General features: G+C 67.7%; 25 protein-coding genes and 1 tRNA gene. 2 read left to right on the forward strand and 24 right to left on the reverse strand.

Annotated features, from left to right (window positions below; all coding sequences use genetic code 11):
* Nucleotides 1–2 precede the first annotated feature (2 nt).
* The 11 genes from nuoH to tpiA all read right to left on the reverse strand — a co-directional run bounded on the left by nuoH (nt 3) and on the right by tpiA (nt 9,890).
* Nucleotides 3–1,094 (reverse strand): NADH-quinone oxidoreductase subunit NuoH, encoded by a 1,092-nt coding sequence (gene nuoH / locus IAE60_RS15800; protein ID WP_185896532.1) that lies wholly within the window; start codon nt 1,092–1,094, stop codon nt 3–5.
* Nucleotides 1,091–3,325 carry an NADH-quinone oxidoreductase subunit NuoG gene (gene nuoG, locus IAE60_RS15805; protein WP_185896533.1) on the reverse strand — a complete coding sequence of 745 codons (2,235 nt, stop codon included), beginning with the start codon at nt 3,323–3,325 and terminating at the stop codon, nt 1,091–1,093. The genes nuoH and nuoG overlap by 4 nt, the downstream gene beginning before the upstream one ends.
* Nucleotides 3,322–4,686, reverse strand: coding sequence for an NADH-quinone oxidoreductase subunit NuoF (gene nuoF / locus IAE60_RS15810; protein ID WP_187572978.1), 1,365 nt, complete (start codon nt 4,684–4,686; stop codon nt 3,322–3,324). The genes nuoG and nuoF overlap by 4 nt, the downstream gene beginning before the upstream one ends.
* A gap of 4 nt (nt 4,687–4,690) precedes the next feature.
* Nucleotides 4,691–5,218: an NADH-quinone oxidoreductase subunit NuoE gene (gene nuoE, locus IAE60_RS15815; RefSeq protein WP_162108532.1), complete on the reverse strand. Its 528-nt coding sequence runs from the start codon at nt 5,216–5,218 to the stop codon at nt 4,691–4,693.
* Complete coding sequence (locus IAE60_RS15820) at nt 5,215–6,519, reverse strand: NADH-quinone oxidoreductase subunit D (RefSeq protein WP_187572979.1); 1,305 nt, start codon at nt 6,517–6,519, stop codon at nt 5,215–5,217. The genes nuoE and IAE60_RS15820 overlap by 4 nt, the downstream gene beginning before the upstream one ends.
* On the reverse strand, nt 6,516–7,241 hold the full coding sequence (locus IAE60_RS15825; protein WP_185896536.1) for an NADH-quinone oxidoreductase subunit C: 726 nt from the start codon (nt 7,239–7,241) through the stop codon (nt 6,516–6,518). Before IAE60_RS15825 ends, IAE60_RS15820 begins: the two co-directional genes overlap by 4 nt.
* A gap of 42 nt (nt 7,242–7,283) precedes the next feature.
* Nucleotides 7,284–7,838, reverse strand: coding sequence for a NuoB/complex I 20 kDa subunit family protein (locus tag IAE60_RS15830; RefSeq protein ID WP_162108535.1), 555 nt, complete (start codon nt 7,836–7,838; stop codon nt 7,284–7,286).
* Nucleotides 7,829–8,185, reverse strand: coding sequence for an NADH-quinone oxidoreductase subunit A (locus tag IAE60_RS15835; RefSeq protein ID WP_162108536.1), 357 nt, complete (start codon nt 8,183–8,185; stop codon nt 7,829–7,831). Before IAE60_RS15835 ends, IAE60_RS15830 begins: the two co-directional genes overlap by 10 nt.
* Nucleotides 8,186–8,494: 309 nt before the next feature.
* Nucleotides 8,495–8,579, reverse strand: a tRNA-Leu gene (locus tag IAE60_RS15840).
* A 47-nt stretch (nt 8,580–8,626) separates the two neighbouring features.
* Nucleotides 8,627–9,073: a preprotein translocase subunit SecG gene (gene secG / locus IAE60_RS15845; protein WP_187572980.1), complete on the reverse strand. Its 447-nt coding sequence runs from the start codon at nt 9,071–9,073 to the stop codon at nt 8,627–8,629.
* A 58-nt stretch (nt 9,074–9,131) separates the two neighbouring features.
* On the reverse strand, nt 9,132–9,890 hold the full coding sequence (gene tpiA / locus IAE60_RS15850; protein ID WP_187572981.1) for a triose-phosphate isomerase: 759 nt from the start codon (nt 9,888–9,890) through the stop codon (nt 9,132–9,134).
* Nucleotides 9,891–9,997: 107 nt separating this feature from the next.
* Here tpiA and IAE60_RS15855 point away from each other — a divergent pair, with 107 nt between their 5' ends.
* The gene (locus IAE60_RS15855) at nt 9,998–10,807 is read left to right on the forward strand and encodes an SDR family NAD(P)-dependent oxidoreductase (protein ID WP_187572982.1); all 810 of its coding nucleotides are present in this window, start codon (nt 9,998–10,000) and stop codon (nt 10,805–10,807) included.
* A 108-nt stretch (nt 10,808–10,915) separates the two neighbouring features.
* On the opposite strand, the gene IAE60_RS15860 is transcribed toward IAE60_RS15855, so the two are convergent.
* The 5 genes from IAE60_RS15860 to trpB all read right to left on the reverse strand — a co-directional run bounded on the left by IAE60_RS15860 (nt 10,916) and on the right by trpB (nt 16,261).
* Nucleotides 10,916–11,854 carry an isopenicillin N synthase family dioxygenase gene (locus IAE60_RS15860; RefSeq protein WP_187572983.1) on the reverse strand — a complete coding sequence of 313 codons (939 nt, stop codon included), beginning with the start codon at nt 11,852–11,854 and terminating at the stop codon, nt 10,916–10,918.
* Nucleotides 11,855–11,928: 74 nt separating this feature from the next.
* The gene (gene glmM / locus IAE60_RS15865) at nt 11,929–13,278 is read right to left on the reverse strand and encodes a phosphoglucosamine mutase (RefSeq protein ID WP_187572984.1); all 1,350 of its coding nucleotides are present in this window, start codon (nt 13,276–13,278) and stop codon (nt 11,929–11,931) included.
* The gene (gene accD, locus IAE60_RS15870; protein ID WP_162108542.1) at nt 13,275–14,168 is read right to left on the reverse strand and encodes an acetyl-CoA carboxylase, carboxyltransferase subunit beta; all 894 of its coding nucleotides are present in this window, start codon (nt 14,166–14,168) and stop codon (nt 13,275–13,277) included. The genes glmM and accD overlap by 4 nt, the downstream gene beginning before the upstream one ends.
* Before the next feature lie 87 nt (nt 14,169–14,255).
* Entirely contained in the window at nt 14,256–15,053 is a 798-nt protein-coding gene (gene trpA / locus IAE60_RS15875) for a tryptophan synthase subunit alpha (RefSeq protein ID WP_187572985.1), read from the reverse strand.
* Nucleotides 15,050–16,261: a tryptophan synthase subunit beta gene (trpB, locus tag IAE60_RS15880; RefSeq protein WP_187572986.1), complete on the reverse strand. Its 1,212-nt coding sequence runs from the start codon at nt 16,259–16,261 to the stop codon at nt 15,050–15,052. The genes trpA and trpB overlap by 4 nt, the downstream gene beginning before the upstream one ends.
* A gap of 95 nt (nt 16,262–16,356) precedes the next feature.
* Here trpB and IAE60_RS15885 point away from each other — a divergent pair, with 95 nt between their 5' ends.
* A complete protein-coding gene (locus IAE60_RS15885; RefSeq protein WP_187572987.1) occupies nt 16,357–17,247 on the forward strand; it encodes a LysR family transcriptional regulator in 891 nt (296 codons plus the stop codon).
* Here the strand turns inward: IAE60_RS15885 and IAE60_RS15890 are convergent.
* From IAE60_RS15890 to aroC, 8 genes are all read right to left on the reverse strand, one after another.
* Nucleotides 17,244–17,876 carry a phosphoribosylanthranilate isomerase gene (locus tag IAE60_RS15890; protein ID WP_187572988.1) on the reverse strand — a complete coding sequence of 211 codons (633 nt, stop codon included), beginning with the start codon at nt 17,874–17,876 and terminating at the stop codon, nt 17,244–17,246. The two genes, IAE60_RS15885 and IAE60_RS15890, sit on opposite strands and share 4 nt — an antisense overlap.
* Before the next feature lie 22 nt (nt 17,877–17,898).
* Nucleotides 17,899–18,702, reverse strand: a complete 804-nt coding sequence (truA, locus tag IAE60_RS15895; RefSeq protein ID WP_187572989.1) for a tRNA pseudouridine(38-40) synthase TruA — start codon at nt 18,700–18,702, stop codon at nt 17,899–17,901.
* Between the two features lie 18 nt (nt 18,703–18,720).
* Complete coding sequence (locus IAE60_RS15900; RefSeq protein ID WP_244966593.1) at nt 18,721–20,436, reverse strand: type IV pilus assembly protein FimV; 1,716 nt, start codon at nt 20,434–20,436, stop codon at nt 18,721–18,723.
* A gap of 105 nt (nt 20,437–20,541) precedes the next feature.
* Nucleotides 20,542–21,105: a hypothetical protein gene (locus IAE60_RS15905; RefSeq protein ID WP_187572990.1), complete on the reverse strand. Its 564-nt coding sequence runs from the start codon at nt 21,103–21,105 to the stop codon at nt 20,542–20,544.
* Between the two features lie 14 nt (nt 21,106–21,119).
* Nucleotides 21,120–21,857 (reverse strand): hypothetical protein, encoded by a 738-nt coding sequence (locus IAE60_RS15910; protein WP_187572991.1) that lies wholly within the window; start codon nt 21,855–21,857, stop codon nt 21,120–21,122.
* A 133-nt stretch (nt 21,858–21,990) separates the two neighbouring features.
* Nucleotides 21,991–23,016, reverse strand: coding sequence for an aspartate-semialdehyde dehydrogenase (locus tag IAE60_RS15915; protein ID WP_187572992.1), 1,026 nt, complete (start codon nt 23,014–23,016; stop codon nt 21,991–21,993).
* Between the two features lie 75 nt (nt 23,017–23,091).
* Nucleotides 23,092–24,132 (reverse strand): 2-hydroxyacid dehydrogenase, encoded by a 1,041-nt coding sequence (locus IAE60_RS15920; RefSeq protein WP_187572993.1) that lies wholly within the window; start codon nt 24,130–24,132, stop codon nt 23,092–23,094.
* Nucleotides 24,125–25,228 (reverse strand): chorismate synthase, encoded by a 1,104-nt coding sequence (gene aroC / locus IAE60_RS15925; RefSeq protein ID WP_187572994.1) that lies wholly within the window; start codon nt 25,226–25,228, stop codon nt 24,125–24,127. Before aroC ends, IAE60_RS15920 begins: the two co-directional genes overlap by 8 nt.
* Nucleotides 25,229–25,273 lie beyond the last annotated feature (45 nt).

Raw genomic sequence — 25,273 nt, forward strand, 5'->3', positions numbered from 1 at the left:
TCTTACACACCCTTCTCGAACACGCCGAAGAACACCAGCAACGCCGTCACCGCGATCCAGAAGATCGTGAGCGGAATGAACACCTTCCAGCCCAGGCGCATGATCTGGTCGTAGCGGTAACGCGGGAAGCTGGCGCGGAACCAGATGTACGCGCTGGCGAAGAACAGCACCTTCAGCAGCAGCCACGGCCAGCCGCCGGTCCAGATCCAGTTGACCCACGGCGAGACGTCCGCGGTGATCCAGCCCTGCAGCGGGCTGAGCCAGCCACCGAGGAAGAACAGCGACACCAGGAAGCTGACCAGGATCATGTTGGCGTATTCGGCCAGGAAGAACAGCGCGAACGCCGCACCCGAATACTCGACCATGTGGCCGGCGACGATCTCAGACTCGCCTTCCACCACATCGAACGGCGAGCGGTTGGTTTCGGCGACGCCGGACACCCAGTACACGATGAACAGCGGGAACAGCGGCAGCCAGAACCACTCGAAGAAGCCGGCGTTGCCGGACTGCGCCATCACGATGTCGGTCAGGTTCAGGCTGCCGGCGGCGATCAGCACGCCCACCAGCGCGAAGCCCATCGCGATCTCGTAGCTGACGACCTGCGCGGCCGAGCGCATGGCACCGAGGAAGGCGTACTTCGAGTTCGACGCCCAGCCCGCGATGATGATGCCGTACACGCCCAGCGAGGTCATCGCCAGCAGGTACAACAGGCCGGCGTTGGCGTTGGACAGGACCAGCTGGTAGTCGAACGGCACCACCGCCCACGCCGCGAACGCCGGGGCCAGCACGATCAGCGGCGCGATCACGTACATCGCCTTCTGCGCACTGCTGGGCTGGATGATTTCCTTGAACAGCAGTTTGAAGACGTCGGCGAAGGCCTGGAAGATGCCCATGCCCACGTACATCGGACCGTGGCGCACGTGCATCCAGCCGATCAGCTTGCGTTCCCAGACCACATAGAACGCGACCGAGATGATCACCGGCATGGCGATCGCCAGGATCTTCAGCACGATCCACAGCACCATGCCGATGTCGCCCAGCCCGAAGAACCACTCGCGCAAGGGACCGACAGCGTTGATCAGGAGTTCGTTCATGCGCTCACCACCGTCACGCGTCCGGCACCCAGCGGCGCCGTGGCCCCGTAGCCGCTTTCGATCCAGGCGGCACCCGCGGCGACGCGGGCGTCCACCACCACCGGCAACGCAGCGGTGCCGATGCCGTTGCCGACCTTGGCGACCTGCCCATCGGCCACGCCGGCGGCCTGCGCGTCGGCCGGGTTCAGCACGATGCGGGCGCCGACATTCAGCGGATGCGCCTGCAGCGCTTCCGCCCGGCGGACCGTACCGTCGGTCCGGTAGATCGCCGCGCTGACGGCCAGTTCCAGGCCTTGGCCACTGGCCGCAGGTGCTGCGGATTTCGCGATGGCGACGGGCTTCACGCTGCGGATCGCTTCGCGCATCCCTGCCGCATCGGTGAACTCGAAGCCGGCCAGCTGCAGTTCGCCACCCAGGGCGCGCAACACCTTCCAGCCCTCGCGGGCCTCACCCGGCAGCTTGCCGGAGGCCTGGGTGTGCTGGTCCCTGCCATCGAGATTGGTCAGCGTAGCCTCGACCTCGGGCAGCGCACCGATCGGCAGGATCACGTCCGCGACGTCGCGCGTGGACCTGCAGGCGAAATGGCTGAAGGCCACGACCTTCGCCGATGCCAACGCCTTGGTGGCGGCCGGCGTGTCGGCGAAATCCAGGCCCGGCTCGATGCCGTAGATGACGTAGGCGCTGCGCGGCTCGGCGAACATGCCGGCCACATCGCGGCCGCTCGGCAGCACGCCATGGCGCGCCAGGCCGACGGCATTGGCACCCTGCGGAATTCGGCACAGCGAGGCGCCCGTCGCGGCGGCGAAGTCGCCTGCGGCGGCACGCAGGGCGGCGGCCTGCGGATGGTTCTCGGCAATGCCGCCGACGATCACCACGGCACGATTGGCGGCCTTGGCGACATCGCGCAACGCGGCGTCATTGAGGGCGCCGGCCAGCTGCGACGGCGCGACGATGCGCTTGCCGGCGATGCTGAAGGCGAAGTCGAAATCGACCGGATTGACCACGTGCACCTTGGCGCCCTTGCGGACGGCCTTGCGGATGCGCTGGTGCAGCAGCGGCAACTCATGGCGGATGTGGGTGCCGAACAGCACGATGACATCGGCCTGCTCGATCTCCGCCAGCGGCAGCGCGAACGGCTCGGCGACGGCGCCGTCGGAGAAGTCGCGATTGTTGATGCGGTGGTCCAGGTTGCCGGTGCCCAGGCCTTCGGCCAGCCTGGCCAGCAGGCCGCCCTCCTCGTTCGACACGGCCGGATGCACCAGCACGCCGAGGCTGTCGCCACGATTCGCGCGCAGGATCTCGGTCGCGGCGGACAGGCCTTCGGCCCACGACACTTCGCGCCACTCGCCGTTGACCTTCTGCAGCGGCTTCACCGCGCGGTCCTCGGCATACAGGCCCTGGTGCGAGTAGCGATCGCGGTCGGACAGCCAGCACTCGTTGACCGCTTCGTTCTCGCGCGGCACCGTGCGCAGCACCTGCCCGCGGCGCGCGTGATGGAACAGGTTGGAGCCCATCGCATCGTGGAAGCCGATGGATTCGCGCGCGATCAGTTCCCACGGACGGGCGCGGAACTGGAACACCTTGTTGGTCAGCGCACCCACCGGGCAGACGTCGATGACATTGCCGGAAAGTTCGGTGGTCAGCGGCTTGCCGTCGTAGGTGCCGATCTGCAGGTTCTCGCCGCGGTACATGCCGCCCAGTTCGTAGGTGCCGGCCACGTCCGCGGTGAAGCGCACGCACCGCGTGCACTGGATGCAGCGGGTCATTTCGGTGGCGACCAGCGGACCGATGTCCTCGTCCGGCACCACGCGCTTGCGTTCCTGGAAGCGGCTGACCGAACGGCCATAGCCCAGCGACAGGTCCTGCAGTTCGCACTCGCCGCCCTGGTCGCAGATCGGGCAGTCCAGCGGATGGTTGATCAGCAGGAATTCCATCACGTTGCGCTGCGACTTCAGCGCCTTGTCGCTGCGCGTGGCGATCTTCATGCCATCCATCACCGGCGTGGCGCAGGCCGGTGCCGGCTTCGGCATCTTCTCCACTTCCACCAGGCACATGCGGCAGTTCGCTGCGATCGGCAGCTTCTCGTGGTAGCAGAAGCGCGGGATCGGGATGCCGGCCTTGTCGGCCGCCTGGATGATCATCGAACCCTTCGGTGCGGCCAGCTCCACGCCGTCGATGAAGACGGTGACGTGGTCCGGCGGCAGGTTCGGGTTGACGGGCTGCGCACTCATGCGGCCACCTTGCTCTCAATGACCGTACCGGCGCGCTGGTCGTCGACCAGGAAGCGCTTGTTGACGATCGCGTATTCGAATTCGTTCCAGAAGTGGCGCAGGAAGCCCTGCACCGGCCATGCGGCGGCCTCGCCGAAGGCGCAGATGGTGTGGCCTTCGATCTGGCCGGCGGCCGCCTTCAGCATGTGCAGGTCGTCCAGCGTCGCCTTCTGTTCGGCGATGCGGGTCAGCATGCGGTACATCCAGCCGGTGCCTTCGCGGCACGGCGTGCACTGACCGCAGCTTTCCTTGTAGTAGAAGCGCGCGATGCGCTGGCACGCACGCACCATGCAGGTGGTGTCGTCCATCACGATGACGGCACCCGACCCCAGGCCGGAACCGGCCTTCTGGATGGCGTCGTAGTCCATCGTCAGGCCCATCATCACCTCGCCCGGCAGCACCGGCATCGAGGAACCGCCCGGAATGACGGCCTTCAGCTTGCGGCCTTCGCGCATGCCGCCGCACAGCTCCAGCAGGTCGGCAAACGGCGTGCCCAGCCGGATCTCATGGTTGCCCGGACGCGCGACGTGGCCGGACACCGAGAAGATCTTGCAGCCGCCGTTGTTCGGCTTGCCCAGGTTCATGAACCACTCGGCGCCATTGCGCACGATGGCGGGCACCGAGGCGTAGGTCTCGGTGTTGTTGATCGTGGTCGGCTTGCCGTACAGGCCGAAATTGGCCGGGAACGGCGGCTTGAAGCGCGGCTGGCCCTTCTTTCCTTCCAGCGACTCCATCAGCGCGGTCTCTTCGCCGCAGATGTAGGCGCCCGCGCCCAGTGCGTTGTACAGGTCGATGTCCACGCCCGAACCGAGGATGTTCTTGCCCAGCCAGCCGTGCTTGTAGGCCTCGGCGGTGGCTTCTTCCAGGTGCTCGAAGGGCTCGTGGTGGAACTCGCCGCGCAGGTAGTTGTAGCCCACGGTGGAACCGGTGGCGTAGCAGGCGATCGCCATGCCCTCGATCACCGCATGCGGGTTGTAGCGCAGGATGTCGCGGTCCTTGGCGGTGCCCGGCTCGGATTCGTCCGAATTGCAGAGGATGTACTTCTGCATGTCGCCCTTGGGCATGAAGCTCCACTTCAGGCCGGTCGGGAAACCCGCGCCGCCGCGGCCGCGCAGGCCGGACTGCTTGACCATCTCGACGACGTCGGCCGGCGGGATCTTCTCTTCGATGATCTTGCGCAGCGCGGCGTAACCGCCGGTCTTCAGGTAGTTCTCGTACGACCACGGCTTGTCGAAATGCAGCGTGGTGTAGACGGCCTGGTGCTCCTTGGGAGCCGGGCCGACCGGACCGTAGCCTTCGGAATAGTGGGAATGGCCTGCCATGTGCTTACTCCAGCCCGTCCAGCAGCTCGTCGACCTTCGCCGGCGTCAGCTTCTCGTGGTAATGGCCGTTGATGACCACGACCGGCGCGCCGCAGCACGCGGCCACGCACTCTTCTTCGCGCTTCAGGTACACGCGGCCGTCGGCCGTGGATTCGCCCAGCTTGCAGCCCAGCTTCTTCTCGGCGTGCGCGACCAGGTCCTGGGCGCCGTTGAGCCAGCAGCTGATGTTGGTGCAGAAGGCGACGTTGTTGCGGCCGACCTTCTCGGTCTCGAACATCGAGTAGAAGCTGGCGACCTCGTAGGCCCACACCGGCGGCAGGTCAAGGTACTTGGCGACGGCGGCGATCAGTTCGTCGGTCAGCCAGCCATTGTTCTGCTCCTGCGCGGCGTGCAGGCCCTGCAGCACCGCGGAGCGCTTGCGGTCCGGCGGAAACTTGGTCAGCCAATGATCGATGTGCGCGCGCGTCTTGTCGCTCAACGCCACCAGCGGATCGACGTTCTGCGCCGCTTCGAAATTACCCGTGGCCCTCATCGGTCCACCTCACCAAAGACAAGATCATAAGTACCGATCATCGCGACGACGTCGGGGAGCATGTGGCCGCGCACGATCTCGTCCATCGAGGACAGGTGCGCGAAGCCCGGCGCGCGCAGCTTCACGCGGAAGGGCTTGTTGGCGCCGTCGGACACCAGGTAGCAGCCGAACTCGCCCTTCGGCGCCTCCACTGCGGCATAGGTTTCGCCGGCCGGCACGCAGTAGCCTTCGCTGAAGAGCTTGAAGTGATGGATCAGCGCTTCCATGTCGTCCTTCATCTCCTCGCGCTTGGGAGGAGCGACCTTGAAGTTCTGCACCATGACCGGGCCCGGATTGGCCTTCAGCCACTGCACGCACTGCTTGATGATGCGGTTTGACTGGCGCATCTCGGCCACGCGCACCAGATAGCGGTCGTAGCAGTCGCCGTTCACGCCCACGGGGATGTCGAAATCCACCGCGTCGTACTTCGCGTAGGGCTGCTTCTTACGCAGGTCCCAGGCGATGCCGGAACCACGCAGCATCGCGCCGGTCATGCCCCAGGCGCGCGCCTGCTCCGGCGCGACCACGCCGATGCCGACGGTACGCTGCTTCCAGATGCGGTTGTCGGTGAGCAGCGTCTCGTACTCGTCGACGCGCTTCGGAAACTCGTTGGTGAAGTCTTCCAGGAAGTCCAGCAGCGAGCCTTCACGCGCCTGATTGAACTGCTTGAGCGCCTTGCCCTTGCGCCAAGGCGATTCCTTGTACTTCGGCATCCGGTCCGGCAGATCGCGGTAGACGCCGCCCGGCCGGTAATACGCCGCATGCATGCGCGCGCCGCTGACCGCTTCGTAGCAGTCCATCAGTTCTTCGCGCTCGCGGAAGGCGTACAGCATGACCGCCATCGCACCCAGGTCGAGTGCGTTGGAGCCGACCCACATCAGGTGGTTCAGGATGCGGGTGATCTCGTCGAACATCGTGCGGATGTACTGCGCCCGCTCCGGCGCCTCGATGCCCAGCAGGGTCTCGATGGCACGCACGTAGGCGTGCTCGTTGCACATCATGGACACGTAGTCCAGGCGATCCATGTAGCCGATCGACTGGTTGAACGGCTTGGACTCGGCCAGCTTCTCGGTGCCCCGGTGCAGCAGGCCCACGTGCGGGTCGGCACGGACGATGGTTTCGCCGTCCATTTCCAGGATCAGGCGCAGCACGCCATGCGCGGCCGGATGCTGCGGGCCGAAATTCAGCGTGTAGTTGCGGATTTCCTGCTTGGCTTCGGCAGGGTTGCTGGCGAACGCATTGCCGGATTGCGGATTGCTCATGCCTTGCCCTCACGCGCGGCGGCTTCGCCAGCGGCGGTCTGGTAGCGCGCGTCGTCGCGGATCACGCGCGGCACGCCGACGCGCGGCTCGACCGAGGTGACCGGCTCGTACACCACGCGCTTCTTCTCTTCGTCGTAGCGGACTTCAACGTTGCCAATCAGCGGGAAGTCCTTGCGGAACGGATGGCCGACGAAACCGTAGTCGGTCAGGATGCGGCGCAGGTCCGGGTGACCTTCGAAGATGATGCCGTACAGGTCGAAGGCCTCGCGTTCGAACCAGTTCAGTCCCGGCCACACGTCGCAGAGCGAGGCGACGACCGGCAGGCCGTCGTCCGGCGCGAAGCAGCGCACGCGCACGCGGCGGTTGTGCTGGTAGGACAGCAGGTGCAGCACCACGGCGAAGCGATTGGGGCGGGCGGCGTCGCGCGGACGCTGGTCCCAGTTGAAGCGGCCCGGACCGAAGCCCTCGACGCCACGGCTGAAGCCCTCGGACGACACGTCGGCGGTATCCCACTCGGCGCTGCCGTAGCCCAGGTAGTCCACGCCGCTGATGTCGACGGCCTGCTCGAAGCCGAATTCGTCGCGCAGGGCCAGCGCCACGGCGTGCCAGGACGCGGACGGCACTTCCAGGGTGATTTCGCCGCGCGGCTCGGCGACGCTGACCGTCGCGTCGCTGAAACGCGCGCGCAACCGGTCGGTGAAGTTTGCAGCTTGCTCAGCCATGGGGCGTGGCGTGCTCTAGAAAGGGATCGGGGGAGAGACGGATCAGCGTGCGATGGTCTGCGTGCGCCAGATCTTCTTCTGCAACTGCAGGATGCCGTACACCAGCGCTTCGGCCGTGGGCGGGCAACCGGGCACGTACACGTCCACCGGCACCACGCGGTCGCAGCCGCGCACCACCGAGTACGAGTAGTGGTAGTAGCCGCCGCCGTTGGCGCAGCTGCCCATCGAGATGACCCATTTGGGGTCGGGCATCTGGTCGTAGACCTTGCGCAGCGCCGGGGCCATCTTGTTGACCAGCGTGCCGGCCACGATCATCACGTCGGACTGGCGCGGCGACGGGCGGAACACCACGCCGTAACGGTCCAGGTCCAGGCGCGAGGTGCCGGCGTGCATCATCTCCACCGCACAGCAGGCCAGGCCGAACGTCATCGGCCACATCGAACCGGTGCGCGCCCAGTTCATCAGCGCGTCGACGCTGGTGGTCACGTAGCCCTTTTCCAGCAGCGGGTTGTCGCCTTCGGGGCGCAGGATGTCGTCCACCCGCCCTTCCGGGATCGGGTTGTTCATCAGACGGTCGACGGTCTGGATCACTCCCATTCGAGCGCTCCCTTCTTCCAAACGTAAACGAAGCCGAGGAACAGCATGCCCACGAACAGGCCCATCGTGACCAGCGCACGCGGACCCAGCTCCTGGAACACCAGCGTCCACGGAACAATGAAGATGATTTCCAGATCGAACACGATGAACTGGATGGCGATCAGGTAGTAGCGCACGTCGAACTTCATGCGCGCGTCCTCGAAGGCCTCGAAGCCGCATTCGTACGGGGACAGCTTCTGCGCGTCGGGACGACGCGGACCGAGGAAGCGTCCGGCCACCATCAGCGCGATGCCGATGCCGGTGGCGACGATCAGGAACAACAGGGTGGGCAGGTAGTTGGCCAGCACTCGCTTGTCTCTTCTTGTCCTATCCGCCGACGCGCGGGGGCGCGGTCCGGCATGCATCGGGCTCGCATCGCAGGCCTGGCCGCGTCGCTTGTCGCGACCGGCCCGCAGCGAAACCGCCCGGACCCACCTTCCGCGGGCGCCCTTCCGCAACACGTACCGGGCATCCGATGAATCGGCGGGATTGTAACGGTTTGTGAACTAGCTAGTAAACGATTACCCGCCCTTTTTAAGCTTGCCGGCAAAAGAAAAAACCCGCCGTAAGGCGGGTTTTTTGTGGCGGGAATGACGTTGCCGCCGACCCGCCGGTGTTGGTGCCCAAGAGGGGACTCGAACCCCTACGACTTTCGTCGCTACCACCTCAAGGTAGTGCGTCTACCAATTCCGCCACCTGGGCATTGAAACCTACGCGACGCCTGTCGCGTCCCGCCATTGTATCCGGGCTCAGCCGCCTTGCGGCGGGGTTACCGGAGGCTGCTCGGACGCAGGCGCGGCCTGCTGCGGCGCAGCGGGCGCATCGCCGGCCGGCGCGGCAGGCGCCTGCTGGATCGGCGTGCTCGGCACGGTCGACGGCTTGGGCAGTTCACCCACCGGCGCTTCGGCCGCTGCAGGCAGCTGCGACATCACACCGAGGTTCTGTTGCGCGGCCGGACGTGCGCTGTGCGTGGCATACCAGGCCATGAACAGGCTGATGCCGAAGAACGCGATGGCCAGCCACTTGGTGCTCTTGGAGAGGAAGTTGGACGCACCGCGCGCACCGAACACCGTACCGGAGGCACCCGCACCGAAGCCGGAGCCGGCCTGTGCGCCGGAACCGCGCTGCATCAGCACCAGCGCGATGATGGCGATGGCCACCAGCACGTACACCACATTCAGGATCAACATCCACATTTGGAATCAGTCTCAACCGGTTGAGTCGTAGGCCCCATGGGGAGCCGGTCTTGCCGGGTCAGCCCCGGCCGGCCGCCGCTCGCGCGATGGCCAGGAAATCCCGGGCGACCAGCGAAGCACCGCCCACCAGCCCTCCATCGACATCGGGCTGCGAGAACAGTTCCGCGGCGTTGTCGGGCTTGACGCTGCCCCCGTACAGGAGGAGCAACGAATCGGCGATTCTAGCATCGCGCGCAGCCACTTCGCCACGGATGAAGGCATGCACGGCCTGCGCCTGGGCCGGGGTGGCAGTCAGCCCGGTGCCGATGGCCCAGACCGGCTCGTAAGCGATGACGGCACGTTCGAAGGCCTGCGGGCCCGCCAGGTCGAACACGGCTTCCAGCTGCTTGAGGATGCGGAACTCGGTCTGCCCGTCCCTGCGCTGCTGCTCGGTCTCACCCACGCAGAGCACCGGGATCAGGCCTGCGTGCTTGGCCGCGACGAACTTGCGGGCTACGAATTCGCTGCTCTCGTTGTGGTATTGCCGGCGCTCGGAATGGCCCACCAGGCCATAGCGTGCACCCACGTCGACCAGCATCGACGCCGAGACTTCGCCGGTATAGGCGCCCTTCTCGTTGCTGCTGACGTCCTGCGCGCCGAAGGCCACGCCACGGCCGCCGTAGTCCTCGATCAGTTCGCCCAGATAGGGCAGCGGCGGCAGGACCAGCAGGTCGACCCCCTCCAGCGGCAGGCCCGCGACCAGTTCGTCCATCAGCGCCGTGGCGAATTGACGGGTGCCATGGAGCTTCCAGTTGCCGGCCACGAGCTTGCGACGCATAAGACCAATTCCTGTCCAGTTCGGGGCCGCGCAGTCTAGCCGATGTTGGGCAACGCACCTACCGGCCGCGCTATCTTTCCCGTCCCATGTCCGCACAGGCGTCGTCCATGCCCTCTGGCTCCCCTGCCCCGCCTCCGGGCTATGCGCTGGTGACCGGCGCCTCCAGCGGCATCGGCGAACGGATCGCACGCGAGTATGCGCGCCGGGGCGTGCCACTGGTGCTGACCGCCCGGCGCGCGGATCGGCTGCACGCCCTGGCGGAGGAGCTGCGGGCACAGGTCGCGGTGGAGGTGATGGCCGCCGACCTGGCCGATCCCGCCGCGCCGGCTGCCCTGGTGGAGGAACTGGATCGGCGCGGGGTGCGGATCCGCATCCTGGTCAACAACGCCGGCTACGGCATGCCGGGACGCTACCGCAGCAGCGACTGGGCCGACCACGCCGCGTTCATGCAGGTGATGACCACCGCCGTATGCGAGCTCACCTGGCGGCTGCTGCCCGCGATCCGCGCCGACGGACGGGGACGGATCCTCAACGTCGCATCATTCGCCGCCCTGATGCCGGCCGCCGACGGGCAGACCCTGTACGCACCGGCCAAAAGTTTCCTGCTGAAGTTCAGCGAAGCACTGGCACTGGAGAACGCCGACCGTGGCGTCCACGTCACCGCGCTCTGCCCGGGTTTCACCTATTCCGAATTCCACGATGTCACCGGCACGCGTGGCCGCATGCGGGTGTCGCCGGGGATGTGGCTGCAGGCCGAGGACGTGGCGCGCGCCGGCATCGACGGCAACGAGCGCGGCCAGGTGCTGGTGGTGCCCGGATGGCGCTACCGGGTGCTGCACGCCATCGTGAAACTGCTGCCGCACCGCGTGGCGATGGGGATGATGGCCAGGAATTCGCGGCGGGTACGGCCGCTGTAGCGACCGCACCCGCCGCGACGTGATTGGGGAGTGGCGATTCGGGATTCGTCAGGGCAAAGGCGCGCGGCCCTTGCCTGCTCTTGCGAATCCCGAATGCCGAATCCCGGCCTACTTCAGCTTGATCTCGCGCAGGCGCTCTTCCAGGTAGCCCTGCGCGGTGATCGGCTCGGGGTAGCGCTTCGGGTTGTCGGGCGTGATCGTGGACGGCAGTACGTCGATCAGGAAATCCGGATTCGGGTGCAGGAAGAAGGGCACCGAGTAACGCGGCTGGCGTGCCTGTTCGCCCGGGGGATTGGTCACGCGGTGGGTGGTGGAGGGGTACACGTGGTTGGTCAGGCGCTGCAGCATGTCGCCGATGTTGACCACGATGGTGTCGGCATCGGACGTGAACGGCACCCACTCGCCCTTCTTTGACAGGACTTCCAAGCCCGCGGCGCTGGCGCCCACCAGCAGCGTGATGAGGTTGATGTCCTCGTGCGCGCCGGCGCGCACGTTGGGGATGTCGTCGGCGGTGATCGGCGGGTAGTGGATCGGGCGCAGGATCGAGTTGCCGGAATCGGTCTTGTCGGCGAAATAATCCCCCGGCAGGCCGATGTGCAGGGCCAGGGCCGACAGCACGCGCGAACCCAGCTGGTCCAGCGCCTGGTACAGGCCGTAGCCGTGCTCGCGGAAGCCAGGCACTTCGGCCGGCCACAGGTTCGGCGGCATCACGTCGCGGTATTCGGAATCCTCGGGAATCTCGCGGCCGATATGCCAGAACTCCTTCAGGTCGAAGTGCTTGGAGTCCTTCGCGGTCTCCACGCCGAACGGCGTGTAGCCGCGCGCGCCGCCGCCGCCGGGCACGTGGTACTTCTTCTTCACCTCATCCGGCAGCGCGAAGAAACGCTTGAACACGTCGTACGCGGCATCGATCCGCGCCTGCGGGATGCCGTGGTTGCGGATGCCGGCGAAACCCCATTCGCGATAGGCCGCACCGAGTTCTGCGACGAACGCATCGCGGTCGGTATCGAAACGGGTGATGTCCAGCGTGGGGATTCGGGCGCTCATGCAATCTGCTCCAACAGGGAAAAGGCGCGGGAGGCCATGGGACCATCGCCGCGCCGAAAGTTCATTGATCCGGCTCAAGCCGAGGCGGCGGCGCGCACGGCTTCGGCGAGCGTTTCCAGCGTGCTCTTCACCAGCGCGTCGTCATCGGCTTCGACCGTGACACGCACGACCGGCTCGGTGCCGGAGGGACGCAGGAACGCGCGACCGCGCCCGGACACCGCCGCCTGCGCCTGCATCAGCGCGGCCTGCACGCTGGGGGCTTCGGTCGGCTTGGCGCCGTTGGCCAGCTTCACGTTGATGGTCTTCTGCGGCAGCATGGTCAGCCCGTCCAGGGCGTCGCGCAGCGTCTGCCGGCGGCGGCGCAGGGCTTCCAGCACCTGCAGCGCGGCGATGATGGCGTCACCCGTGGTGGTGCGGTCCAGGCACAGCAGGTGTCCGGAGGCTTCGCCGCCCAGCACCGCATTCCCTTCCACCAACGCCTGATGCACGTAGCGGTCGCCCACCTTGGTGCGGACGAACGGGATTTCCAGCTTGGCGAGTGCGCGTTCCAGGCCGTAGTTGGTCATCAGCGTGCCGACCACAGGCCCGCGCAGGCGGCCGCTGGCCTGCCAGTCGCGCGCCAGCAGGTAGATCAGTTCGTCGCCGTCCACGGGTACGCCATTGGCGTCGGCCATCAGCACGCGGTCGCCGTCGCCGTCGAAGGCGATACCAAGGTGGGCGCCGGTCTCGCGCACCTTGGCGGCCAGGCTCTCCACATGCATCGAACCCACGCCGTCGTTGATGTTGACGCCGTTGGGCTCGGCACCGATGGTGATCACGTCGGCGCCCAGCTCGCGGAACAGCAGCGGCGCGATGTGGTACGTGGCGCCGTGCGCGCAGTCCAGCACCACCTTCAGCCCCTTCAGGTCGAAGCGGCGCGGCACGCTGGCCTTGCAGAATTCCATGTAGCGACCGACCGCATCGCGCGTGCGGACCGCCTTGCCCAGCTTCTCGGACTCGGCGGTGAAGAACGGCGCGTCGATCGCGGCCTCGATGGCCAGCTCCGTCGCATCATCCAGCTTCTCACCCTCGGCGGAGAAGAACTTGATGCCGTTGTCGTAGTGCGGGTTATGCGAGGCACTGATGACGATACCGGCATCGGCGCCCAGCGTGCGTGTCAGGAACGCGACCGCCGGCGTGGGCATCGGTCCCATCAGCTGTACGTCGGCGCCTGCGGCCACCAGGCCGGCCTCGAGCGCGGCTTCGAACATGTAGCCGGAGATGCGGGTGTCCTTGCCGATCACCACGACCGGGCGCGCACCGCCCGCCTTCTCGCACAGCACGCGCCCCAGGGCATTGCCCAGGCGCAGCACGAAATCGGCGGAGATGGGGCTGGTGCCGACGCGGCCACGGATGCCGTCGGTTCCGAAGTATTTGCGGCTCATGCGGTCACCAGTTCGCTGTCCTGCGGCTTGGGCTGTCTCATCAGCAACGCCAGCAGGTCGGCCAGGCGGTCACGCATCTCGCGGCGGTCGCAGATCTGGTCGATCGCGCCGTGCGACAGCAGGAACTCGGAACGCTGGAAGCCTTCCGGCAGGGTCTCGCGGACGGTCTGCTCGATCACGCGCGGGCCGGCGAAGCCGATCAGCGCTTCCGGCTCGGCCAAGTTGATGTCGCCCAGCATCGCGAAGCTGGCCGACACGCCGCCGGTGGTGGGGTGCGTCATCACCGAGATGTACGGCAGGCCGGCTTCGCGCAGCCTGCCCAGCGCGGCCGAGGTCTTGGCCATCTGCATCAGCGAGAACAGGCTTTCCTGCATGCGCGCACCGCCGCTGGCGGAGAAGCACACGAACGGCGAACCGATCTCCAGCGCGCGCTCCGCGCCCAGTGAGAAGCGCTCGCCCACCACCGACCCCATCGAACCGCCCATGTAGGCGAAGTCGAAGGCGCTGGCGACCAGGTCGCGGCCCTTCAGCGTGCCCTGCAGGGTGATCAGCGCATCGCGCTCGCCGGTGCTCTTCTGCGCGGCCTTGATGCGGTCGGCGTACTTCTTCTGGTCCTTGAACTTCAGCACGTCGGTCGGGCCCAGCGCGGCGCCGATCTCGCGGGTGCTGCCAGGATCGAACAGCGCCGCCATGCGCGCACGGGCACGGATCGGCATGTGGAAGCTGCACTTCGGGCAGACCTCCAGGTTTTCCTCCAGCTCCGGCCGGTACAGCACCGCGCCGCAGCGGTCGCATTTTTCCCACAGCCCCTCGGGGACGCTGCGTTTGCTCTTGCCCGCGTTGCCTTCGGTGCGGATGCCCGACGGCATCAGTTTGCTGAGCCAGCTCATGCGTGGTCTTGCTGCCTGCCCCGGAAGGGGCCCAATGGATGAGCGCGGCAGTTTAGCTCAGTCGTCCATGCACAGCCGTACGGTGGTTCAGGCGTCCAGCGCCGCGCGCAGCGGCGCCAGGAAGGCCGAGGCGCGCGAGGGGGCGTCAGCACCGGCCTCGGCCAAGACCGCCACCAGCGCACTGCCGACCACCACGCCATCGGCATCGGTCGCCATCGCACGGGCGCTGTCGGCATCCCGGATGCCGAAGCCCGCCACCACGGGGACGCGGGAGCCCGCCTGCAGCTGCTTCAGCCGTTCGCCCGCCGCGGCCGTGTCCAGGCGATCGGACGCGCCCGTCACGCCCGCGAAACTGACGTAGTACAGATACCCCTGCGCGGTGTCGCACAGCATCCGCAGGCGTTCCGGCGAGGTGGTCGGCGACGCCAGCGCGATCAGGGCCAGCCCTTCACGGTTGAACACCGCGCGCGTCTCTTCGGCCTCTTCCGGCGGCAGGTCGACCAGCAGCACGCCGTCGACGCCGGCCGCGACCGCTTCACGGGCGAAACGCCCGGCCCCGTGGATCTCCACCGGGTTCAGGTAACCCATCAGCACGATGGGCGTGGTGTCGTCCTGCTGGCGGAACACCTCCACCGCCTCCAGTACGTAGCGTAGCCCCGCGCCGCGGGCCAGCGCACGCTCGGAGCTGCGCTGGATGACGGGTCCGTCGGCCATCGGATCGGAGAACGGCACGCCCAGTTCGATCACATCCGCACCGGCATCGACCAGCGCATGCATCACCGGGACCGTGGATTCCAGCGAGGGATCGCCGGCGGTGATGAACGGCACCAGCGCCTTGCGGCCGGCGGCCTTGAGGACGGAGAACTTCGCTTCAAAACGGGTCACAGGCTGATCCCCTCGCGTGCGGCGATCGTGTGCACGTCCTTGTCGCCACGGCCGGACAGGTTGCACAGCACCAACTGGTCCTTGGGCAGCTCGCGCGCCAGCTTGATCGCCTGGGCGACGGCGTGGCTGGACTCCAGCGCGGGCAGGATGCCCTCGGTGCGGGTCAGGCGGTGGAACGCGGCCAGCGCTTCCTCGTCGGTGACGCCGACATACTCCGCGCGTCCACTGTCCTTCAGGAAGGCGTGCTCCGGCCCGACGCCCGGGTAGTCCAGGCCGGCAGAGATGGAATGGGTTTCGATGATCTGCCCATCGTCGTCGCAGATCACGTAGGTGCGGTTGCCGTGCAGCACGCCGATGCGTCCCGCTGACAGCGAGGACGCATGGCGGCCGGTCTCGATGCCGTCGCCGGCTGCCTCGGCGCCGACGATGCGCACGCCCGGATCATTGAGGAAGGCGTGGAACAGGCCGATCGCGTTGCTGCCGCCGCCGACGCAGGCGGTGATGGCATCGGGCAGGCGGCCGTAGTCGGCCAGCATCTGCGCCCTCGCCTCGCGGCCGACCACGGCGTTGAAGTCGCGGACCATGCGCGGATACGGGTCCGGACCGGCGACGGTGCCGATGATGTAGAACGTGTCGTGCACGTTCGTCACCCAGTCGCGCATGGCTTCGTTCAGCGCGTCCTTCAGCGTCGCCGAGCCGCTGGTCACCGGCACCACGGTCGCGCCGAGCAGCTTCATCCGGTAGACATTGATCTTCTGGCGCTCGATGTCGGTGGCGCCCATGTAGACCACGCATTCCAGCCCCAGCCGGGTGGCGACGGTGGCGCTGGCCACCCCGTGCTGGCCCGCACCGGTCTCGGCGATGATCCGCTTCTTGCCCATCCGGCTGGCCAGCAGCGCCTGCCCGATGGTGTTGTTGATCTTGTGCGCGCCGGTGTGGTTCAGGTCCTCCCGCTTCAACAGGATCTGCGCGCCGCCGACTTCGCGGCTCAGGCGCTCGGCGTGGTAGATCGGGCTGGGCCGGCCGACGTAATGCTTGAGATCCTTGTCGAAGGCGGCGACGAAGGCCGGATCGACGCGGGCGGCGTCATACGCCGAGGCCAGCTCCTGCAGCGGCCCGATCAGCGTTTCGGCGACGAAACGTCCGCCATGGCGGCCGAAGTGGCCATGGGCATCCGGATAGGCGTGGAAGTCGGTGGCAGACGGCATGATCGGGTCCGGGGAAATCGATGCTTCAGGTTATCGCACAGCGACCTTCGGGAACATCGACTATTCTGGCTTGATTCGTGAGTTAAACTCACGCGATGGCCCGACCGCTGCCGTCACTGAATGCCCTCCGTGCCTTCGAAGCCGCCGCCCGCCTGGGCAGCGTCAGCCAGGCGGCCGGGGAACTGCACGTCACCCACGGCGCGGTCAGCCGCCATATCCGCGCGCTCGAAGATGCACTGGGCCGTCCGCTGTTCGTCCGTGATGGGCGGGGCCTGGCCCTGACCAGCGATGGCCAGCGCCTGCGCGACAGTGCGGGCGAAGCATTCGGTGTACTGCAGGCAGGCTGGGCCGCGTTGCAGCGCGGTCCACGCGCGGCGGCGCTGGTACTGGGCTGCCCGGGCAGCCTGCTGGCGCGCTGGGTGATCCCCCGCCTGGAGCGCCTGGCGGCGGACCTGCCCGACCTGACCCTCCATCTGTCCGCGCAGGAAGGCGGCATCGACCTCGCGGCCGCGGGGCTGGATGCCGCCCTGCTGCTGGGCGAAGCGCCGTGGCCCGCGGCATGGCAGGTCTGGCCGCTGGCGCCCGAGCGGATCGGCCCGGTGCTCAGTCCGCGCCACGCACGGTTCGACGTCCTGCGCGATGGGCCACCGCGCACGCTGCTGGACGAACCGCTGCTGCACACCGCCTCGCGGCCGCAGGCGTGGCCGCGCTGGTTGGCGTCGCACCAGCTGACGGACGCGCCACGCCTCGGCACCGGTTTCGATCACCTGACGTATCTGCTGGAAGCGGCGGTCGCTGGGCTGGGCGTCGCCATCGCGCCGCGCGAACTGGTGCAGGCCGATCTGGACAGCGGACGCTTGGTTGCGCCGTGGGGGTTCGCCGACACCGGCGGAACCTGGGCGCTGTGCGCGGCGCGCGGCAATCCCGATACGCGCATTCCCCTGCTGGCCGACTGGCTGCGCCGCGACCTGCTGTCCGCAGACTAGCCGCGGGTGTCGGCGATGCGGACCGCGTCGACGAAGCGCCGCATTTTCTCCGGATCCTTCTCGCCGGGCGCGGTCTCGATCCCGCTGGACACGTCCACGCCCCACGGATGCGCGGTGCGCAGCGCAAGCCCGACGTTGTCGGGCGACAGGCCGCCGGCCAGCAGGCACGGCCGATCGGTGACGGCCGGCATCTGCCGCCAGTCGAACCGCTGTCCGCTGCCCCCCTGCTCGCCGGCCGCGTGACCGTCGAACAGGAAACCGCTCGCGTTCGGATAGGCCGCCAGGCTGGCGAAGGCGCTTTCGCCCTGTCCACCCATCGCGATCGCCTTCCAGAACGGCCGTTGGAACGAACCGGCGAATGCATCGTCCTCGCCGCCGTGGAACTGCAACAGATCCGGCTGCAGGGATTCGACGATCTGCTCGATCTCGGTCCGCGGATTGTCCATCACCAGCGCCACCACGCCGATTTCCTCCGGCACCAGGTCGCGCAGCATGCGCGCCTGGCCCAGCAGCAGCCGGCGCGGGCTGCGCGGTGCGAACACCAGGCCGATGTAGTCCGCCCCCAGTTCCACCGCCAGGCGGACATCCTCGGCGCGGGTCAGCCCGCAGAACTTGATGCGCGTATGCATGGCGGAAGGGTAACCCGGCGGCTCAGCCGATGGCGGCAGGCAGGGTCACTTCCGACGGCAGGCCCCATTCGGCCGGATACAGCGGGCTGACGAACACCAGGCCGTCCGGCGGCGCAGTCGGCCCGGCGACAGTGCGGTCGCGACCGGTCAGCAGTTCACCGATCCAGCCCTCCGGCCGTTCGCCGCGCCCCACCACCAGCAGCGAACCGACGATGTTGCGCACCATGTGATGCAGGAACGCATTGGCCTGCACCTCGACGACCACGCGCTCGCCCTGGCGCACGACGGAGATCCCGTGCAGGTTGCGCATCGCGTGCGGCGACTGGCAGTGCACGGTGCGGAAGGCGCTGAAATCGTTCTCGCCGACCAGCATCTGGGCGGCACGGTGCATGGCGTCGGCGTCCAGCGGCATCCTTTCCCAGCTCAGGTACTGGCGCTCCAGCGCCGGGCGCGCCAGCCGGTTCACCAGCGTGTAGCGATAGCGCCGTGCGCGCGCGGAGAACCGCGCATGGAAATCATCGGCCACGGGCTGGCACCAGCGTACGCAGACCGCCGGCGGCAGGCGCGCCGTGGCGCCCAGCAACCAGCCGCGCGGCGTGCGCGCGGCATCGCTGTCGAAGTGGACGACCTGGCATTGCGCATGCACCCCGGCATCGGTGCGGCCGGCGCAGATCGTGTCCACCCGGGCGTCGGCCACCGACGACAGCGCGCCTTCCAGCGCCGCCTGCACCGTGCTGGTGTCGTCGGGCGTGCCGGACTTGCTCAGCCGTTGCCATCCCAGGAAACCGCCGCCGTCGTACTCGACGCCCAGCGCGTAGCGCGTCACGACATCACTCCGCGCCCGTCATCCGATCTCGCGCAGCAGTTGCAGCGCCTCGTCGCGCGCCGTCGCGTCGTGGCCGGCGGCGACCTCGTTCAACAGATCGCGCGCGGTCGCCACGTCGCCCAGGTCCAGATAGGCCACCGCCAGTTCCAGTCGATCACGACCGGCAGGCGCCTGCGACGATGTCACCGGAGCAGCAGGCGCCGTGCCGCCGCCGGCATGCCAGGTGGGGCCCGTCGCAGGTGCAGGCTTCGGCGATGATGTGGGCGCTGCGGCGACCGGCACGCTGACCGCCGGCTCGAGCACCGGACTGGGCGCGGGCTCCGCTTCCGGCGTGGCCGCCTGCGGCATCGCGGCGGCCAGTTCCGCGGCACGGCTGTCCGCCGGCGCATGGCCGAACACGGGGTTGCGCGGCACCGGTGCTGGCGCAACGCGCTGGCGGCGCTGCGCGAACCCCCACGCCAGTACTCCGACGAACAGCAGACCGAAGCCTGCCCACGCCCAGACCGGGACGCCGCCCTCGCTGCCATTACCCTGCGCCAGGCGCTGCTGCGCGGCGGCGAGGTCGCTGTCCTTCATGGCCAGCAGCTTCTCCTGCTGGGCCTTGAGCTTTTCCAGTTCCGCCACCTGCGAGCGCAGTTCCTGCACCTCGGCTTCCCGCGCGGCCAGGTCTTCCTTCGATTGCTGCAGCTGTTCGTTCGCCAACATCTCGCCCTCACCGCCGGCACTCACGCCGGACTGCGTTCCAGAACCCGACGTGCCAGCGGCCGCGGGAGCGATTTCCAGGCGCGCGTCGGCCACAGGCGCAGTGCGCGGTGCCTGCGGCGCGGTCGTCGCCGCAGGCGAGGGCTCGACCACCGCGGCCGGCTGCGGGATCGGCGCGCGCGCGCGTCGCCACTCGGCGATCTGGCTGCGTACCAGGGCGGCGGCCTCATCCTCGAGGATGGCCTGCGCCTCGGCCGACTCCGGCACGCGTAGCACCGCGCCCTGCTTGAGCAGGTTGATGTTGCCGTTGATGAAGGCCTCGGGGTTAGTGCGCAGCAGTGCGACCATGGCCTGGTCCAGGGTGTAGCCCTGCGCGCGCGCCAGCGGCGCGGCCACCTGCGACAGCGATTGTCCACGGCGCACGGGCGCCAGCGCATCGCCCGGCGCGACCTGCGGGGCCGGCGCAGCGGCAACAGGTGCGGGCGCGGGCGCGCGAGGTGGCGCGGGCAGCGGTGCCCGTTCGGCCGGGACGGATTCCGGCGGGGTGGCCACGACAGGCTGGGCAGGCCGGGCAATGGTATCCGTGGGCGCGGCGACCGGCGCATCGATTACCGGCTGACCGGCCGCCGCCAGCGTGCCCGGCGCGCTGACCAGCGCGGAGTACTCGCGTACCAGACGGCCCTGACCCCAGTCGACTTCAATGAGGAAATTGACGGCCGGCACGTCCACCGGCGTGCGGCTGGTGACGCGTACGACCGGACGGCCGGCTTCATCCAGCGCGACGCTGAAGTCCAGTTCGTTGACCAGCCCCTGCGGGCGCGGCAGGCCGACGCGCTCGAACGTCGTGGGCGACGCCAGACGCGCACGCAGCTGTTCCAGCTCGCCCGGCTCGCTGGAAATGATCGGAATCTCGGCCAGCAGCGGCTGGCCGGGTTGCGATTTGACCTTGATCTCCCCCAGGCCGAGCGCGAGAGCAGAGAAACACTGCAGCGTGAGCAGCAGCGCAACGAGCCGGCGAACCAACTGTTTCAAGAGGGGCCCCTATCGGCTTGACGCGCCCAAATCGAGCGGAACTGCGCGCAACTTATTGTTACTGACGGTACCCGTCAAGGTGCCCCACACCGCGCCGACTGCGATTTAGCGTCCTTCGCTCCAGATGACCCGCCGGAACTGGGACACCATGTCCGGCACCCGGTACGCGTTACCAGCAAAAGCGGCCAGGTAGCTCGACCGGTCCTTGATGACCTCCGGATCGCAGGCAAATGGAAACGCGATCGACTCCCCGTACTGGGCCGCTTCCAGCGACTTCCAATCCGGAGCATGGGAAGGCTCCTGCCTGATCGATCCACTCTTGTCCGCAGCCCTGTCACGCAGGATGCGGAAGGTGCGTCGGCCACAATCAACTTCCATATCCCAAATGGCGTAACGGTCCGGAATATCCGCCGATTCGATGACCTGCACCACCTCGAGCGCACGCTTTCCGTCGACCGCTCCCCGATCAGCGTGCCGCGCGATGAAAGCCACGCGCTTTGGCGCCTTGTAGGCCTCGCCAATGATGAACCAGCACTTCAATCCCTGACCGTTCCGGCATTCGGCCTCTTGCGCCTCGACTGTGTGCGCCCAGACCAGGGCACACGCTGCAAGGCCCGTCGATATCGCCCAGGCCGACACACGCCCCGACATCCACCGGATGTGATCCATGCGCATTCCCGGATTCATATCAGATCCCTCACCGGGGGCGTGAAGATCGTAGGCACACCTGGCTTCACGTCCACGACCTCGCTGATCCACACATACATTTGGCTCTGGTAACGTTCTGTGCGCGTGATCGGCTTGATGGCACCGCTTCCGGAACCGAACATCGGCGAGTAGGAATACTCAACGGAGTATTCACCTGTCGCATACGTCCTGCGCGCTGTGTACTCGACAGGAAAATGGGCGAGCACGAGATAGCGACCCGGCATCAGCCCATCGAACTGGAAGTTGCCCTGCGAGTCGGTCCTGACACGTCCGGCGTACTGCCAGACCTCAGGGTTCAGGCCGCCGATCTCGCGCTCGCCCCAACGGACGTCATCCGCACTGTGGGCTTCGAACCACGCCGTCACATGTGGCGTCATGGGCAGCAGGAACACCCATTCGCGATCCGCCGTTGCAACGCTCTTGCCTCTCAGCAGGCGCGGCAGCAGCCCCCCTACACCCTGTTTGTCGCGCACTGCCATTGTTCCGCGCAGGGTGCCTGTTCCCAACTCCATCGCCCGCGCCATTTCTGTCGGATCGTAGAGCGCTGCGATCCTGTCCTGAATCGCGCCCCGCTCATCCGCCCTGTCCTGGGCTTCGTGCCTGGAAGCAGATCGCACCTGCGCTGCCGCGTGGTCATGCACCCATAATACGGCGCCCACGACGACGAGGATGGACCAGATACCGGACGAAAGAAAACGCGATGCGCTTCCCATGCTGCACACTCCATTGCGCCAAGTACGTCAGCAGGCTCTCAGGAACCCGCTGACGCGTCAACTGCCAACTATTGTTACGTGCATGAACGATATCGGTTCACGTTGCTTTGCGCGGATACAGAGACGCAAGCGCTCAGCCGCCGTTCGCCACCAGTTCGGCCAATTGCACGGCGTTCAGGGCCGCGCCCTTGCGGATGTTGTCGGCCACCACCCACAGGTTCAGCCCGCGCGGATGCGAGAAGTCCTCGCGGATGCGGCCGACGAATACCGGGTCGCGGCCGGACGCATGGGTGACCGGCGTCGGATAGCCACCTGCCTTGTGCTCGTCCACGACCTCCACGCCGGGGGCGGCGCGCAACAGCTCGCGGGCCTGTTCCGGTGAAATCTTCTTCTTGGTCTCTATGTTCACGGCTTCGGAGTGGCCGTAGAACACCGGCACGCGCACGGCGGTGGGATTCACCTGGATGCTGTCGTCCTCGAGGATCTTGCGCGTCTCCCAGACCAGCTTCATCTCTTCCTTGGTATAGCCATTGGGCAGGAACTCGTCGATGTGCGGGATGAGGTTGAAGGCGATCTGCGCCTGGAACTTCTTCGGCTCGATGTCCTGGAAGGCCAGCAGCTGCGCGGTCTGGCGGCCGAGTTCCTCCAGGCCGGAGCGACCGGCGCCGGACACCGACTGGTAGGTGGCCACGTTGATGCGTTCGATGCCGTATTCGCGATGGATCGGCGCCAGCACCGGCATCAGCTGCATGGTCGAGCAGTTGGGGTTGGCGATGATGCCGCGCGGACGGTTCTTGGCCGCATGCGGGTTGACCTCCGACACCACCAGCGGCACGTCGGCGTCGTAGCGGAAGGTCGAGGAGTTGTCGATCACCACGGCGCCCGCGGCGGCGAACTTCGGTGCGTATTCCTTCGACACGCTGCCGCCAGCCGAGAACAGGGCGATGTCCACGCCGGTGGGGTCGAAGGTTTCCAGGTCGAGCACGTCGACCTTCTGGCCCTTGAAATCGACCTGGGTGCCGGCGGAACGCGCAGAGGCCAGCAGGACGAGCTTGCCGACCGGAAAGTCGCGTTCGGCCAGGATGGACAGCATGGTTTCGCCGACGGCGCCGGTGGCGCCCACGATGGCGACGGTGAAGCTACGGTTCTGGTTGCTCATGGAAGATGGTTTTCGCGAAGAGGGAGTGAAGACAGCGGACAGGAAGGCTGTGTTCGGGGAACCTGCGGGCGTGCCTCAGGCTCCCTGTCGTTTGGCGATGATGGTGTTGTTGGTCGAGGCCGTAGCCAGCGCATCCGGGTTGACCGGCGACGGCGGACGGCCCGCGTCCGGCCCTTCGCCCAGTGCGGCGATCAGGTTGTCCACCGCCAGCGACACCATGGCGCGACGCGTGGCGAGGCTGGCACTGGCGATGTGCGGGGTCAGCACCACGTTGCGCAGGGCCAGCAGTTCCGGACGCACGGCGGGCTCGCCTTCGTACACGTCCAGGCCGGCGGCAGCCAGGCGGCCGTTCGACAGTGCATCGGCGAGCGCGGCTTCATCGACGATGCCGCCCCGCGCGATGTTCACCAGCGTCGCAGTGGGCTTCATCTTCGCCAGCGCCGCGGCATCGACCAGGTGGTGGACCTGTGCCGAGTAAGGCAGCACCAGGATCACGTGGTCGGCCTGGACCAGCAGATCGTCGAAGCCGGCATAGGTCGCGCCGCACTCACGCTCGACGAGCTCCGGCAGGCGGCTACGGTTGTGGTACAGCACGCGCATGCCGAAGCCGCGCGCACGGCGGGCGATCCCCTGCCCGATCCGGCCCATGCCGACGATGCCCAGCGTGCTGCCGTGCAGGTCCGCGCCCAGCAGCGTGCCGAACGACCACTGCTGCCACTGGCCTTCGCGCAGCCAGCGTTCGGCCTCGGTGATGCGGCGCGCGGTCGCCATCAGCAGTGCGAAACCGAAGTCGGCGGTGGTCTCGGTCAGCACGTCCGGCGTGTTGGTCGCGACGATACCGGCCTGCGTCAGCGCCGCGATATCCAGGTTGTTGTAGCCCACGCCCACGTTGGCGATGGCGCGCAGCCGCTCCGCACCGGCGATTTCCCGGGGGCCGATGCGTTCGTTCAAGGTCACCAGCGCGCCGACGCTGTCGCGCAATGCGTCGGCGATGGCCTCGGGACTGTGTTCGGTAACGCCGGCCGTCGCCTGCACGTCGAAATGCGCCGCCAGCCGCCCGACGATGTCGTCGAACAGCGGCTGCGACACCCAGACGCGCGGCCGCAGCTCAGCCATCGACGCTGCCGGGCACGTAGGGCGGCACGTCGCCGACATCACCGCACTGCGCGCGATGGCGCAACGCCTGGTCCATCAGCACCAGCGCCATCATCGCCTCGGCGATGGGCGTGGCACGGATGCCCACGCAGGGGTCGTGCCGGCCGGTGGTGATGACGTCCACGGTATGGCCGTCCACGTCCACTGTTGCGCCCGGCAGGCGCAGACTGGAGGTCGGCTTCAGGACGATGGAGGCGGTGACCTGCTGGCCGGTGGAAATGCCGCCGAGGATGCCGCCGGCATGGTTGGACAGGAACCCGGCCGGCGTCATCAGGTCCCGATGCTCGGTGCCCTTCTGGGTGACCGCGGCGAAACCGTCGCCGATCTCCACCCCCTTCACCGCGTTGATGCTCATCAGCGCGGCGGCGAGGTCGCCGTCCAGCTTGCCGTAGATCGGCTCGCCCCAGCCCGCCGGCACGCCGTCGGCGACGACATTGACGCGCGCGCCGATGGAATCGCCCGACTTGCGCAGCGCATCCATGTAGGTTTCCAGCGCCGGCACCTGTTCCGAATGCGGCCAGAAGAACGGGTTGTCCTCCACCGCGTTCCAGTCGAAGCCGTCGGGCGTGATCGGCCCGAGCTGCGACAGGTAACCGCGCACCGTCACGCCGAACCGCTGCCGCAGCCACTTCTTGGCGATCACGCCCGCCGCCACGCGCATCGTGGTCTCGCGCGCGGACGAGCGGCCGCCGCCGCGCGGGTCGCGGATGCCGTACTTCTGCCAGTAGGTGTAATCGGCGTGGCCGGGGCGGAACTGCCGCGCGATGTCGGCGTAGTCCTTGCTGCGCTGGTCGGTATTGCGGATCAGCAGCGCGATCGGCGTGCCGGTGGTGCGACCCTCGTACACGCCGCTCAGGATCTCCACCTCGTCGGCCTCGCGCCGCGCAGACGTGTGCCGCGACTTGCCGGTGGCCCGGCGCTCCAGGTCGTGGCGGAACTCCTCAGGCGCGATCTCCAGCCCGGGCGGGCAGCCGTCGACCACGCAGCCGATGGCCGGCCCGTGCGATTCGCCGAACGTGGTGACCGTGAAGAGTTTTCCGAAACTGTTGCTGCTCAAGCGCCGCTCCGCGGATGGGAACTACCGGTGCCGGGCCATCAAGCA

Source organism: Pseudoxanthomonas mexicana, from assembly GCF_014397415.1.
In the GTDB taxonomy this organism is placed as follows: Bacteria; Pseudomonadota; Gammaproteobacteria; order Xanthomonadales; family Xanthomonadaceae; genus Pseudoxanthomonas_A; species Pseudoxanthomonas_A mexicana.